This window comes from Elusimicrobiota bacterium, assembly GCA_041660925.1.
Lineage (GTDB): Bacteria > Elusimicrobiota > Elusimicrobia > UBA1565 > UBA1565 > JBAZUV01.
Genome location: JBAZVI010000001.1, coordinates 103,711 through 117,049, shown reverse-complemented (window position 1 = coordinate 117,049; position 13,339 = coordinate 103,711). Strand labels below are relative to the sequence as shown.

General features: G+C 69.3%; 14 protein-coding genes. 4 read left to right on the top strand and 10 right to left on the bottom strand.

The annotated features are described in order from the left end of the window. The first annotated feature begins 107 nt into the window (after window positions 1-107). Window positions 108-941 (top strand): glutaminyl-peptide cyclotransferase, encoded by an 834-nt coding sequence (locus WC969_00465; GenBank protein ID MFA6028300.1) that lies wholly within the window; start codon window positions 108-110, stop codon window positions 939-941. 5 nt (window positions 942-946) lie between these two features. Here WC969_00465 and WC969_00460 read toward each other — a convergent pair whose 3' ends face one another. Together WC969_00460 and WC969_00455 are read right to left on the bottom strand one after the other, a co-directional pair. Continuing rightward, window positions 947-1,369, bottom strand: coding sequence for a hypothetical protein (locus WC969_00460; GenBank protein MFA6028299.1), 423 nt, complete (start codon window positions 1,367-1,369; stop codon window positions 947-949). A gap of 134 nt (window positions 1,370-1,503) precedes the next feature. After that, window positions 1,504-2,280, bottom strand: coding sequence for a DUF4239 domain-containing protein (locus WC969_00455; GenBank protein ID MFA6028298.1), 777 nt, complete (start codon window positions 2,278-2,280; stop codon window positions 1,504-1,506). Window positions 2,281-2,414: 134 nt separating this feature from the next. On the opposite strand from WC969_00455, the gene WC969_00450 reads away from it, so the two are divergent. Next, entirely contained in the window at window positions 2,415-3,047 is a 633-nt protein-coding gene (locus tag WC969_00450; protein MFA6028297.1) for a hypothetical protein, read from the top strand. 110 nt (window positions 3,048-3,157) lie between these two features. Here the strand turns inward: WC969_00450 and WC969_00445 are convergent, their stop codons facing one another. The 5 genes from WC969_00445 to WC969_00425 all read right to left on the bottom strand — a co-directional run bounded on the left by WC969_00445 (window position 3,158) and on the right by WC969_00425 (window position 6,584). Continuing rightward, window positions 3,158-3,418 (bottom strand): type II toxin-antitoxin system RelE/ParE family toxin, encoded by a 261-nt coding sequence (locus tag WC969_00445; protein MFA6028296.1) that lies wholly within the window; start codon window positions 3,416-3,418, stop codon window positions 3,158-3,160. Further along, on the bottom strand, window positions 3,411-3,683 hold the full coding sequence (locus tag WC969_00440) for a type II toxin-antitoxin system Phd/YefM family antitoxin (GenBank protein MFA6028295.1): 273 nt from the start codon (window positions 3,681-3,683) through the stop codon (window positions 3,411-3,413). The genes WC969_00445 and WC969_00440 overlap by 8 nt, the downstream gene beginning before the upstream one ends. Before the next feature lie 511 nt (window positions 3,684-4,194). Then, window positions 4,195-4,521, bottom strand: coding sequence for a hypothetical protein (locus WC969_00435; protein MFA6028294.1), 327 nt, complete (start codon window positions 4,519-4,521; stop codon window positions 4,195-4,197). Continuing rightward, window positions 4,518-5,762 carry a propanoyl-CoA acyltransferase gene (locus WC969_00430; GenBank protein MFA6028293.1) on the bottom strand — a complete coding sequence of 415 codons (1,245 nt, stop codon included), beginning with the start codon at window positions 5,760-5,762 and terminating at the stop codon, window positions 4,518-4,520. Before WC969_00430 ends, WC969_00435 begins: the two co-directional genes overlap by 4 nt. Before the next feature lie 27 nt (window positions 5,763-5,789). Further along, entirely contained in the window at window positions 5,790-6,584 is a 795-nt protein-coding gene (locus WC969_00425) for an SDR family NAD(P)-dependent oxidoreductase (GenBank protein ID MFA6028292.1), read from the bottom strand. Window positions 6,585-6,852: 268 nt separating this feature from the next. Here WC969_00425 and WC969_00420 point away from each other — a divergent pair, with 268 nt between their 5' ends. Then, a complete protein-coding gene (locus WC969_00420) occupies window positions 6,853-8,163 on the top strand; it encodes a hypothetical protein (GenBank protein ID MFA6028291.1) in 1,311 nt (436 codons plus the stop codon). Between the two features lie 48 nt (window positions 8,164-8,211). On the opposite strand, the gene WC969_00415 is transcribed toward WC969_00420, so the two are convergent. Further along, window positions 8,212-9,654: a glycoside hydrolase family 30 beta sandwich domain-containing protein gene (locus tag WC969_00415; GenBank protein MFA6028290.1), complete on the bottom strand. Its 1,443-nt coding sequence runs from the start codon at window positions 9,652-9,654 to the stop codon at window positions 8,212-8,214. Window positions 9,655-9,710: 56 nt separating this feature from the next. Further along, entirely contained in the window at window positions 9,711-10,736 is a 1,026-nt protein-coding gene (locus tag WC969_00410) for a hypothetical protein (protein ID MFA6028289.1), read from the bottom strand. Between the two features lie 91 nt (window positions 10,737-10,827). On the opposite strand from WC969_00410, the gene WC969_00405 reads away from it, so the two are divergent. Beyond that, on the top strand, window positions 10,828-11,862 hold the full coding sequence (locus WC969_00405; GenBank protein ID MFA6028288.1) for an ankyrin repeat domain-containing protein: 1,035 nt from the start codon (window positions 10,828-10,830) through the stop codon (window positions 11,860-11,862). Here the strand turns inward: WC969_00405 and pap are convergent. After that, window positions 11,859-13,328 carry a polyphosphate:AMP phosphotransferase gene (gene pap, locus WC969_00400; protein ID MFA6028287.1) on the bottom strand — a complete coding sequence of 490 codons (1,470 nt, stop codon included), beginning with the start codon at window positions 13,326-13,328 and terminating at the stop codon, window positions 11,859-11,861. The genes WC969_00405 and pap overlap by 4 nt on opposite strands. Window positions 13,329-13,339: the final 11 nt, after the last annotated feature.

The window sequence follows — 13,339 nt, the reverse complement described above, 5'->3', positions numbered from 1 at the left end:
TGAGGAACGGGCTCCGGAGGCGCCGTTCCCGGTATGGGTCCAAAGGCCCCGTCGGAAAGTCCCCTCCGGCCCAGCCGCCGGACCCGCCTCCAGCGCATACTGGGAGCATGAGGCGGCTCCTCCTCCTGTGGTGGCTCGGGGTCCCGGCGGCGGCGCAGGCGCAGATCCTCGCGCCGGTCCAGGAGCCGGGCTCCTTCAGCTCCACGGCGCCGGATGCGGAGAAGATCAGGGCCCTCCTGAGCGGCCTGACGCCGACCCCGTACACGGTCATGAAGGCCTACCCGCACGATCCCCGCGCGTTCACGGAAGGCCTGCTCTGGCGCGACGGCTATCTCTACGAGGGGACCGGGCTCAAGGGAGAGTCCGTCGTGCGGCAGGTGGACCTGAACACGGGCGCGGTCCGCCGCTCGGCCGCCTCGCCCGACGAGGTGTTCGCCGAGGGCATGACCCTGGTGGGCGACACCCTCGTCCAACTGACCTACAAAGAGGGGCGCGCCTTCGTCTACGACGCCGACACCTTCGAACTGCTCGGGGAGCATCGCTACCGGGGAGAGGGCTGGGGCCTCGCTTTCGACGGGAAGCGCCTCATCATGAGCGACGGGAGCTGCACGCTGACCTTCCGCGACCCCGCGACCTTCCAGTCCCAGGGCAGCGTCCAGGTGATGGTCGACGGGAAGCCGCTGGCGGCGCTCAACGAGCTCGAGTACATCGACGGGAGGGTCTGGGCCAACGTCTGGTTCACGAACTACATCGTCATGATCGATCCCGTCTCGGGCCGCGTGACGGGCTATCTGGACCTGACCGGCATCCAGGGGCCGGGCGCACGGGCAGCCGACGAGAACGACGTGCTCAACGGGATCGCGTACGATCCCGGCTCCGGGCGCTTGTTCGTGACGGGCAAGCGCTGGTCGAGCGTGTTCGAGCTGAAGGTCGGGAAGTAGTGGGGCTAGTCCGACAGAAGCCGGCGGAAGAGCTCCCGGACGGCGGCTTCCTTCTCCGCGCCAGGATCTTCCTTCCAGCTCTTCACGGCCGTGGAGAGCTCTCCGACGACCAGGTCCGCCTGCTTCTGCGAGAGGCCTTCGAGCGCCAGGCGCTTGACCTGAGCCGCCTCGGTCTCCGTCGCCGCGTCATAGGCGTACTCCCAGCGGCCCGAGGCGTCCTCGAAGCCGTACTTCACCCGCCAGAGCCCGTCGTTCTCCGGGGTGCAGGCATGCTCGACGGCCTGGGAGACCCGGAGGCGGCCGGAGGAGAGCGTCGCGGCGAGCAGCCACGGCTTGCAGGCCTTCCGCTGGACGCCGCGGACGGTCTGTCCCAGGCCGGGACAGGAAAGGGCGAGCAGGAGGAACGCGGAGAAGGCGGTGGTTCTCATAGCGGGTAAAGGATACCCCGCCCTCGTCGGCGCCGACAGAGGCTTCCGGCCGCTGCGCGGAGGGGTCGAAAGACCCAGTCCGGTGCCCGTCACTCCCATTAGGAGAGTGACAGGCACCGCTGCCGCAGGCACCGCTACGGCGCGTCCGCGTTCATGCGGTCGGCGAGCGTCGAGAACGCGTCGTTCGAGACGGTGAACCCCGTGCCGGAGAAGGGCCGGTCCAGGGAGAGGAGCAAGTTGACGTTGAGGGCGATGCAGAGAGCCACGAGCGTGTCCACGAGGAACTGCACGCGCCGGTTCTTCACCCCGACGAGGAGCAGGCCGATGAAGGTGGAGGTTCCCGTGACGGCCAGGGCCAGCAGGAGCAGCGGGTGCAGCGCGCTCTCCGTCATGCTCAGCCGCTTGCGGCGGGCGTGGTTCATGCGCACGAGGCAGTCGAGGACCTCGGAGGACATGACGGCGCTGCCGCGGCCCTTGGACACGAGCGAGAGCGTCTCGCGCCAGACCTCGTTCTTGAGGCGGTCGGACTCCGGGCTCGCTTCGCCGCGGCGCATGGCCGGCCATTCGTCCTTCGCGATGCTTCCCGCGTAGTCCTTGAGCAGGGCATGCAGGCGCTCGCCGCCCGGCATGAAGCCCGCCACCCGGTAGATGGCTCGGACCTCGTTGGCCTCCTCCTGCACCACGCTCTCCGCGGCCGCGTAGTTCCCCCAGAGGTTCACGAGAGTGAAGCCCAGGATGAAGGCGAAGATCATGGAGACGAAGGCGACGGAGATGCCCACCAGGGCCTGCGCCCCTTCCTCGAGCGCGGGCTTGAGCGCCCGCCGAAGGGCGCCCAGCAGGAGCGCCAGGCCCAGCGCGGCGGCGAGGCTGGGGAGGAGATGCGCCAGCAGGAGGGAAAGGGTATTCATCATGGGACTATGATACTTCAAAAGGAAAAGCGGCCGCCTCCGCGCCGGGGTCCTAAGCGCCAATGGGTCGAAAAAAGGGGGGGGCGGTAGGCCTTTCGCTTCATCCGCCGCGGGGGGGATTCCGCTACACTCAGAGTATGCTGAAAACGCTCTGCATCGTCGTCGGCTTGTCGTCCCCGCTCGCCGCGCAGTCCTGGGACGCCCAGGTCCTCGAAGTCTCGGAGACCGCCGCGCAGTCCATACAGGACTCGAAGGTGTCCCGCCTGCAGGGCCTCCTCGTCGAAGCGCACGCGCAGGCCGCCGCGCTGACGGTGGAGTACGCGAAGGACCCGGTCGCCGGGCGCCTCGTCCTCGACAAATGGGGCTACAACCTCTCGGTCAAGACGGCCTTCGAGTGGATGGCCGAGCCCGAATCCGCGGGCGTGAATTTCGGCATCCAGATGGGTCAGCACATCGGGATTGACGGCCGGATACAGCTCCTCGGGCCGGGGGTCGGCTACGCGAAGAGCAGCCACGCCGGTCACCTGACCGAGGCCGTCACGGACTCCGCCGAACTCTCGACCGGACGCGGCGTCCGGGCGACCGCCGGCTACGTCGGCTCCGATCTGCGCTACGCGCGCGACATCCTCGCCAAGCACCTCGCCAAGCTCCAGGGCTATGAGCCCAAGAACGCGGAGGAGGCGGCCTGGAAGGCGAAGACCGTCCCCGTCTGGACCGAGCTTCTCGGCAAGATCGACAAGGCGTCCGCCCTCGCCGCCGAGCTGCGCTGACGCCATTCCGGCACCGGCTCCCGCCTCGAAGTAGACTTCGACGAAGCAGGGCGTAAACAAGCGACCCCGCGGCCTTGTCCGCGGGGTCGTTCGTTCTTTGGGTAATAAGCCTATCGGTAGATCTCTCGGCGGTGGCCGATGTCGAGGATCAAGACGACCAGCCGGTTATGCTGGATCGTGTAGATGATGCGATAGCTGCCGACGCGATAGGAGCGGTCTCCGCTCAGAGCGCCCTTCAGGGGTTTCCCTTGCAGAGGGTCTTGGGCGAGGGCGTCCAGGGCCGCGTCGATGCGCTCGAAGAGACGCCGGTCCTTCGCGGAGAGCCAGCGGTAGGTTTCTTCGGCGGTGCGGGTAAGCTCTATGTTATGCACGGCCGAGGTCGCGGCGGATGTCCGCCAGGGAGCGGGTGCGGCCGTCTTTCGCCTCCCGCTTGGCCCGGCGGAGGCGCTGGAGTCCGGCTTTGTCCTCGAGGATGTCGAGCGTTTCCAGCATCCCTTCGTAGTCGTCCGGGCTGATGACGACGGCGACGGGCTTGCCGCGCTTGGTCACGACGTAGCGGTCGAGCCGGCAGTGGACCGCCTCCATGACCTTGGGCAGCTTCGGGCGAAGGTCCTTCAGGTTTACGTAGCGGATCATGGTTCCCCTCTCCCCTGGAGTATACGCGGAAGTGTATACTTAGTCAAGGGCCGGCCCGGCTCAGAGCGGCTGGGCCTCGATCGCGGCCAAGTCGAGGATGGCGTCGGAGGGTTGCGGCCCCTCACCCTCTCCCTCTCCCGCAAGCTGGAGAGGGGAGATGTGCGCCAGGTCCGCGACACGAATGGCGGACGCCCGCAAGCGGGAGAGGGGGGAATGAAGCGGCCCGGCGAGAGATTCCCGCCGGGCCGCTTCTTTGTCTGTTGTGGGGCTCGCCCCCACCCTGCCCTGCCGCCTTCGGCGCTAGGAGCGTGCAATGGCAGCTCGCCCCCACCCTGCCCTGCCGCCTTCGGCGCTAGGAGCGTGCAATGGCAGCTCGCCCCCACCCTGCCCTGCCGCCTTCAGCGCTAGGAGCGTGCAACGGCAGCTCGCCCCCACCCTGCCCTGCTGCCTTCGGCGCTAGGAGCGTGCAACGGCAGCTCGCCCCCACCCTGCCCTCCCCGTGGGGGAGGGATTAGGGAAGAACGCTATCTTTATCCCAATGGATGAAGTTCGGATGGGTGACGTCGGGGGGGACGAGCTTGAGGTCCCCGACGCGGGTCGAGTGGTTGACGTCCGGCCCGACGATCTTCACCCCGACCGGGAAGGCGTCGCGGATGACGACGAGCGCCTTCGTCCGCGCTTCCTCCTCCGGGGCGCCCTCGAAGAGGCCGGTGCCGAGCGTCCCGGTCGTCTTCCCCTTCGTGTACTCGATGTCCCAGCCCTTCGCGCCCTTCCTGAGCGTGAAGGACATGTCGTTGTAGACGAGCTCCTTCTCGGCCGTCAGGACCGCGGGGCTCACTTGAGCCTCTTCATGACGGTGACGCAGTTGGTGACCGAGGAGCCGCCGACGTTGAAGGCCACGCCGATGTCGGCCTTCTTCGCCTTCACGCCGATGGCCTCGCCGACGAGCTGCTTGTAGATGAGCGCGTGCATCGAGGCCCCGGTGGCCCCGACGGGATGGCCCTTGGACTTGAGGCCGCCCGAGAGGTTCACCGCGACCTTGTCGTCGCGGGTGAAGCGCCCGTCGATGTAGTCGTAGCCCGCCCGACCGTCCTTGGAGAAGCCCAGCGCCTCGGTGGAGAGGATCTGGTTGATGGTGAAGCAGTCGTGCACCTCGGCGAAGTCGACGTCGGAGGCCCCGATGCCGGCCTCGGCGTACGCCTTGCGCGCGGCATCCTTGCCGCCCATGAGCTCGTGCATGTTGGGGCGCACGTTGATGGGCAGGCGCTCGACGGAATGCCCGATGCCCGCGATCTCGGCGGCCTTCTTGCGGGTCTTCGCGTTCGCGGTCGTGGTGACCACCAGCGCCGCGGCGCCGTCGGAGACCAGCGAGCAGTCGTGCAGGCGCAGGGGCTTGGCGATCATCATGTTCTTCGAGCGGCCGCGCTCGTCGGGCTGGCAGAGGGCCTTGAGGGCCTCGATCGTCGCCGGGCCCTTCTTCGCCTGGGCCAGCGGGTTCTCGGCGCCGTTCTTGTAGCCGAGCGCGCCGACGGTGAAGAGCATCTTCTCGAGGTCTTCGTCGCTGATCTTGTGATGCGCCTGATAGCCCTTCGCGTACTCCGCGAAGAGCATGGGGAACGACATCCCGCGCGAGCCCTCGCTGGGCCAGTGCGAGCAGCAGGCGAGCACGTGGGTCATCTGCGGGGTCGGCAGGAGGTTCATCTTCTCGACGCCGACGACGAGGATGTGCTTGAAGCGTCCGGACTCGATCGCGTAGACCGCGTCGTAGAGCGCCACGCTGGAAGAGGCGCAGGCGCACTCGGTGCGGGTCATCGGCTTGAAGCGCAGGGCCGGGTCGATCTCGGCGGCGAGCGGCGCCACGTGCTCCTGGTTAAGGAAGGAGGAGGGGGAGCAGGAACCGACGTAGACCGCGTCGATGTCCTTGGCTTCCAGGCCCGCGTCCTTGATCGCTCCGCGGCCCGCCTCGACGAGCAGGTCGTAGTAGGTCTTCGTGTCCGTCAGGAGGCCCGTGGCCGGGTCCTTCTTGACGAAGACGCCGAACTCCGTGTTGTACGCTCCGATGATGCTGGCTTTGCTCATGGTCGTTGTCCTCTCGGCTCTTGGCCGTTACTTCGCGATGCCTTTCGGGTAGCAGAGGCCGCCCGTGATCTCGATGGTCGTGGCGTTCATCGCCTCGTTGGTGACGCAGTGGCCGATGAGGGAGGCGATCTCCTCGGGTTCCACGAGCCGGCCCAGGTGCACGTCGGCCACGATGGCCTTCAGGGCGTCCTGGTTCATGCCCTTGAGGAGGGGGGTGGCCGTGTAGCCGGGCGCGACGGCCACGCAGCGGATGTTCTTGATGCCCCTCATCTGGAACTCGCCGATGACGATCTTGGGCAGCAGGGCGTCGGCGATCTTGGTCGAGGAGTAGTTGAGCTGTCCCACCTGCCCGACCTTGTTGATCGAGGAGATGGGGATGATGACGCCGGGCCAGCCGCCGTTGACCATGGCCTCCGCGCTGTCGCGGACGGTGAGGAAGGTCCCGGTCAGGTTGACGTCGATGACGGCCTGCCACTTGTCGAAGGACAGCTTGCGGGAGACCTTGCCGGTCTCCTTGTCGAGGTTGAGCATCGTGCCGTCGCGGATGATGCCGGCGCAGGCGACGACGATGTTGAGCTTCCCGAAGGCGTCGATGGCGGTCTTGATGAAGCGTGCGGTGTCCGCCTCGCTCGTCACGTTGGCGTTGACGCCGACGGCCTGCGCGCCCATGGCCTTCAGCTCGCCGACCACGCGGTCGATGTCCTTCTGGGACATGTCCACGACCGCGACCTTCGCCCCGGCCTTCGCCAGATAGCGGACGACGGCCTCGCCGATGCCGTTGGCTCCGCCCGTCACGACGGCTACGCTGCCTTTGATATCCATTTCGATGCGCCTCCGATGTCCGATTCGGCTCCGGGTCCTCGGCCCGCGGGGGGGAGGTTCCCGGTCCTTCTTTATTATAGCACATGAACGAGCGTTCGTTCACAATGGGGCTCCCCGGCCCCGCCCGCGCTCCGCAGACTCGATTATACGCCTGCGCGAGGCGCGACGCGAACGGACGAAGGGCCCACGCCGCAGGGGGCCTGCGGCGCGGCCGAGTCTGGGACCTCCGGCGCATGCGCGCGCGCTCGCCCGCGCGCATACTATACGCGTGAAGCGCCCGGGAACCCTTTTCGTCCCGCTGTTCGCGCTCTTCCTTTGCGCCCCGCTCGGCGCACAGAACGTGCGCGTGGGGAGGGCCCCCGAGGGCGTCGCGGCGCTCGCGCCCGTTTCGACGGCTCTCCCAGGCCTCGGTACGGCCATCGTCGGCGTGAACCTCCCGGCCCAACTCGCCGTCCCCGCGCTGCCCGTCGTCGGACCCGCGCCGAAGGTCCAGTCCCACTCAGCCGCCCAGGTCCCTGCGGCCGAGGTCCAGGCGGCGAAGGTCGCGGGGCTCTCCGCGCAGGGGAAGGCGCTTTCCCGCGAGCTCTCCGAGCTCCCGGCCGAGGCCTCCGCCGCCGACGTCCATGCCGTCGGCGAGCAGCTCGAGAAGGTCCTCACCGGAGAAGGCTCCGACTCGAGCCCGGCAGCGTCCGCTGGACCGCAGCCGCTGCCCCTCTCCCCATCCCTCTCCCGCAGGCGGGAGAGGGGGCAGGCGGGCGTCGTCTCGGCCGCGCCCTCGACGCTCGAACGCGCCTCCGCCCTCGGGACCGCCTCCGGCGTGAAAGTCTGCGGGGTCACCGACAAGGCCGGCGTGCGCGCCGCCCTGGGCGCCGCGAAGGCGGCGAAGACCGACGGGCTCATCGTCGGCTTCCTCGTCGGCCTGTTCCACGCCTCGAATCAGGAGCTTTCCGCTCCGGCCGCCGCGGACCTCCTCGCTTATCTGCGCGAGCGCGCGAGCCGGCTGGGCGTCCCGGTCCGGGTCGCCTTCGTGACCCATCATCGCAACGCCGGCGCCCTCATCCGCATGGTCGAGAGGATCTCGCGCGGCGCCGCTTCGGCTCCCGACATCCTCCAGATCCACGACGACATGCCTTTGGACGCGATCCGCAGGGTGAAGGAGGCCTATCCGCAGGTGCAGATCCTCAAGGCGCTCCACATCCCGAGGCCGGGGGACGAGCGGAACCTTTCGGACCTGACGGCCGCGGCGCTGCGCTACGCGCAGCAGCCGTACATCGACGGCCTTCTCCTCGACGTCGCCGACCTCGCGCACGACCGGATCGGGGGAACGGGCCTGGTCGGGGACTGGGACGCGGCCCGGGCGGTCATCGACGAGGTCCATCGGAAGACCGGCAAGCCCGTGGCGCTGGCGGGGGGGATCCGGCCGGAGAACGCGAAAGAGGCGCTGGAGCTCACCGGCGCCGACCTGCTCGACGCCAACTCGGGCTTCCGTTCGGGGAAGACGGAGAAGGACGGCCGCCCCGTATCCAAGGATCGCGCCGCGATCCTCTCCGTCCTCCGTCGTGTCGGGAATCTCCGGTAGAAGATCCCCGGTCTCTGATCCCGCACGTATGCCGCAGGGATTCCCTGCTTACCAGACGAAGGTGCCGACGGCGCCGGCGTTCAGGCGCGCGCGGAAGAGCTTCCCGTCCTGCCGGATGCCGAAGCTCCGCGCGGAAGCTCCGCCGTTGCGCGCGACGAGGACGAAGCGCCCGTCGGGCGTGCGGTAGGCGACGCTGCGCAGGGTGTCCGACGAGGCGGACGCGACCCGCACCGAGCCCGGCCGCACGAACTTGCTGGCATGCGCGACGATGTAGTACGCGGGGTTGCGGACGACCTCGTCGCCGGCGAGGGTGACGCCTCCGAGACACCGGTCGCAGCCGCCCTTGTCGGTGTGGGGGTCCTGGCGCGGGTCGGCGGCGAGGTTCCACTCGAGCACGGTCCGGCACCAGTTCCTGGGCGCGCCGATCATGAGCTGGTCGACGTGCCAGGCGAGGTCCTCGGCGAAATGCCCGGGGGCTCCGATCCACTGCTCGGTGAAGTAGAGGTCCTTGTCGGGGTGCGCGTCGTGCACCTTCGAGAGCTGCTCGATGGTCCCGCCGTAGAGGTGGAAGGCCGAGCCGGCCGCGTAGCGCCGCGCCCCCTGGTCGGCGAGGACCTCGAGCGGGTAGTCGATGCGGTCCGCGTTGTGGTCGTAGACGATGAGCTTCACGGGAAGCTTCGCGGCCGCGACGGCGGGCCCCAGGTGGTCGCGGAGGAAGAGCGCCTGCTCGGCCGCGCTCATGAAGAGGCTCGGGTTGTTCTTGGGGTGGAGCGGCTCGTTCTGGATGGTGAGCGCGTCGATGCGGACGCCCTCGGACGCCATCTCCCGCAGGTACTTGACGAGGTAGGCGGCATAGGCCGCGCGGAACTCGGGACGCAGACTCCCGCCGATGGGGCTGCCGTTGTCCTTCATCCACGGGGGGGGCGACCAGGGCGAGGCCATGATCTTGAGGTCGGGCACGATCGCCAGGATCTCCTTGAGGACGGGGATGAGATGCTCGCGGTCGGGGTCCAGGGAGAACTTCGCGAGCGTGGGGTCGGTCTGCCCGGCCGGAAGGTCGTCGTAGCTGAAGACGCGTTCGTCGAGGTCGGAGGCGCCGACGCTCACCCGCAGGTAGCTGACGCCGATGCCTTCCTCCGGAGAGAAGAGCTCCTTGAGCAGGGCCGCGCGCGCGGCGGAGGACATGCGGCCGATGAGCATGGCGCTGCCGCCGGTGAGGCAGAAGCCGAAGCCCTCCATGGACTGGTAGCTCTTCTTGCCGTCCACCGTGAGGAGCGCCTCCGGCTCCGCGCCGCCGGCCTCCAGGTCGGCCTGGCGCGCGAAGAGGACGGACTTGTCGGCCTCGGTCAGCCAGAACTGCGCCGAAGACGCGGCGCCCTTGCGCGTGGGCGCGGCGGGAGTCTTCGCGGCGTTCTGCGCGGCGGCCGGAAGGGTCATGGATCCGAACAGGGCGGCGAGAAGGGGGAGGCGGAGGAGGGCGGCGTTCTTCATGAGGTTCTCCCGCGCGCCGGAGCGCGCAGGCCGCATGATACCAAACGCGCGGGGGACTACTTCGAAGGCGTCGGCGCCGCGGCGGGCGCGGGGGTCACCGGGACGGCCGGTCCCGGGCACTTGGCGTAGGACTGCAGGGCGCGGGTGATGCAGTCCGAGTTCCCCAGCGCCGTCGAGTGATTCGAACAGGCGGCCGATCCCTTTTGGAAGGCGCCGAAGCAGTCCGCATGGAAAGCGAGGCTCCCTCCCTTCGCGAGGCTCGAGAAAGTGATGGTCTCGACCTCCGAGAAGTCCTGCTCGCAGTACTCCTTCCACGCCCGCTGGCGGACGTTGTAGGCGTCGAGCCGGCTCCGGTAGGACTCGTCGTCGGTCGCTCCCGAGCGGCTCGGGTAGAGCGGGGGGTGGAGCTTGCACCAGTCGAGGACGGACTTCTGGACGACCGTCACCGCGTCGTGCGCGAGCTTCTTGAGGGTCGCGAGCCGTTCTCTCTCGCGGTCGTGGTACTCCTTGAAGCTGAGCTCGGGGGAGTCTCCGCCGCTCCCTCCTCCGCCGCCCCCGCCCTTGAAGTCCAGGTCGTACGACGCGGAGCCCCCGCCCTTGATCTCCCCGAGGAGCTCCGTCTTGTCGGCTTCGAAGGCGCGGCGCCGCTCCTCGGCGCGCTCGCGCTCGAGCCGCTCCTGCTCCTCGCTCTCCAGCCTCCGGCGTTCGCGCGCGGCGGCTTCCGCGGCGGAGTCGCGGCCTCCGCCCATGAGGGCCGCGCCGATGGCCTGCCCGAGCGCGTAGCTCCCCTGCAGCAGCAGCTCCTGGCCGGGGTCGAAGCCGCCGCCGACGCTCGAGCCTCCGCCGTAGCCGCCGGAGCCTGAAGAGGCGCCCGCGTCGGTGCAGCGGCAGGTGTAGGTGCAGCCCGGGTATTGCCGGTTGGCGCTCGCCTCGTCGCGGAGGCAGCTCGCTTTGTCGGGATACGCCTGCGACATCGAGCCGGCGCGGGAGGCGGCGGTGCAGGTCCGGGAGAGGGTGCAGCCCGCCGCTGCGGGGCGCGGCGCGGCCAGGAGCAGGGCGAGGAGGAGCGCGGCGCGGCTCATCTGCGGATGCTAGCAAAAGGCGTTTCTCCGGAGAACGCCGAATTTGTCATACTCCCGCGGACGCGGATCCCTTCATGAACGAGAGGACGGCATGACCCGAATCCTGAACCTGACGGCGCTCCCGGCGCTCTGCGGCCTCCTTCTTTCCTCGGGCTGCGCGCTGCCCATACACTATGCCGCGCAGCGCGGCGACACCGCGAAGGTGCGCCGGATGCTCGACAGCGGCGGCAACGTCAACGCGTCGGCGACGATGAAGTTCTTCCAGACCCCTCTCCATGAGGCCGCCGCGGGCGGACACACGGAGACCGTGAAGCTCCTCCTCGAGCGCGGGGCGGACGTGAACGCCACCTCCGGCAATCTGGCGTACGATCACGGGGGGCCGCTGCTGTGGCTCCATCGCCATCAGCCCTGCGACGAGGAGTCGAAGAAGATCGCGAGGATGCTGATCGAGGCGGGTGCGAACGTCGACGCTCCGGGGATCTCCCGTACGACGCTGGAATATTGGGCGATGGACAAGGACGCCTGCAGCCGCGAGGTCGTCGCGATGATGCGGGACGCCGAGCGCATCAAGGCGGAGCTCAAGGAGCGGAAAGCGAAGTCTGCCGCTGAGCAGGAGCGCGGCGCGCAGATCCTGGCGGAGCTGGCCGCCAGCGGCTCGGCGATCGAGGCCGCCGAGAAGGACGGGGACGCGGCGGCCGCGGCCGGCGACGGGGCCAAGGCCGTCGGGAGCTACCTGGAGGCCTTGAAGAAGTGCCCCGCGGGCAGCGAGCCGGAGACGCGCGTGCGCGAGAAGCTCCTCCGCAGCGCGGCGTCCGCCCCGCCGCCGGTGCCTGAGGAGGCGGTGCGCATGTCCCAGCGCGCGCAGGCCTTCCTCAAGTTCGCCCAGGACCGCGCGGGCTTCGCGAAGGCGGCGGCCGAGCTGGAGGGCGCCCTGCGCCTGGCGCCCTGGTGGGGGGAGGCGTACTTCAACATGGGGCTCGTTCAGGAGAAGCTGGGGGCTCCGGCGGAGGCCATCCGCTATCTCAAGCTCTACCTGCTCGCCGCGCCCGGGGCCGCCGACGCCGAGAAGGTCAAGGTCCGGCTCGTCGAGCTCGAGGTCAAGCAGGAGCTCGAGAGGGCTCCCTAGCCGAGCTCTTCTTCCAGCCGGTCGGCGACGGTCTTGAGGACCTTGAGGCGCGCCCAGCGCTTGTCCTCGGCCTCGACGAGCGTCCACGGCGCGCAGGGCTGGCTCGTCTTCTCGATCATCTCCACGACCGCGGCCTGGTAGGCCGCCCACTTCTCGCGGTTGCGCCAGTCGTCCTCGGTGATCTTGTACTGCTTGAAGGGCGTCTTCACGCGGTCCTGGAAGCGGCGCAGCTGCTCCTCGGGGCTGATCTGGAGCCAGAACTTGCAGAGGATCGCGCCGGCGTCGGAGAGCTCGCTCTCGAAGGCCGCGATCTCGCCGTAGGCGCGCTTCCAGGCCTCGGCGGGGCAGAAGCCCTCGACGCGCTCGACGAGGACGCGGCCGTACCAGGTCCGGTCGTAGATCGTCGCGTGCCCGAAGCGGGGCAGTTCGCGCCAGAAGCGCCAGAGGTAGGGGTGCGCGCGCTCCTCGTCGCTGGGCGCGGCGACGGGCATGACGCGCGCGTTGCGCACGTCCACGGCGCCGAGCAGGCGGCGGATGGCTCCTCCTTTCCCCGCGGCGTCGACGCCCTCGAAGGCGCAGATGAGCGAGCGACGCTCCTCGCGCAGGCGCCGGGCCAGGCGCGCGATGCGGCCCTGCTGCTTGAGGAGCTTCCCCTCGTAGCCGTCCTTCGCCTTGAGCGAGAGGTCGAGGCGCGAGAGCACCGAGACCTTCGGCGGCTTTCCCTTCTCGGGCGCCGTCTTCGGCGCGGGCGCGCCGGCGCGCTTCAAGCCCGCCTCGAGCGCGGCGAGGACGGCCTCGCAGGAGGCCAGGTCGCGGTAGCGGCGGTCGGTGGCTTCGACGACGGTCCAGGGCGCTTCCGGGGTGCCGGTCTTGGCCAGCGCCCGCTCGCAGACCTCTCGGAAGCGGTCGTACTTCTTGGAGAAGGCCCAGTCCTGCTTCGTGACGCGCCAGGAGGTCTCCGGCGACTCCTCGAGCTCCTTGAAGCGGCGGCGCTGCTCCTTCTTGGAGAGGTGCAGCCAGAGCTTGACGAGCACCGTGTCCTCGCGCAGGAGCATCGCCTCGAAGGCCATCGCGCGGTCGAGCGCTCCGTCGAAGCCGCCGGAGCCGGTCTTCTTGAAGACGCGCTCCACGATGGGCCGGGTGTACCACGAGCCGACCAGGATGGCGCCCTGCCCGGAGGCGGGGAGGGTGCGCCAGTAGCGCCAGTACTCGGGGCGCTCGTTCTCCTCGTCGGAGGGGTCGCCGTAGGCCTCGACGCGCAGGCCGCGCGGGTCGAGCCATTCGAGGAAGCGCCGCGCGAGCTCGGTCTTGCCGGCGCCCTCGACGCCGCCGACGACGAGCACCAGGCGCAGGCGCGTGCCGGCCAGGGCGTGCTGGGCCTTGAGCAGGCGGGTCCGCAGCGCCTCGATGCGCCGCGCGTAGTCCTTCTTCCCCACCGACCGGCCGATCTCCGCGCTCTCGAACATGAGGGCATGAT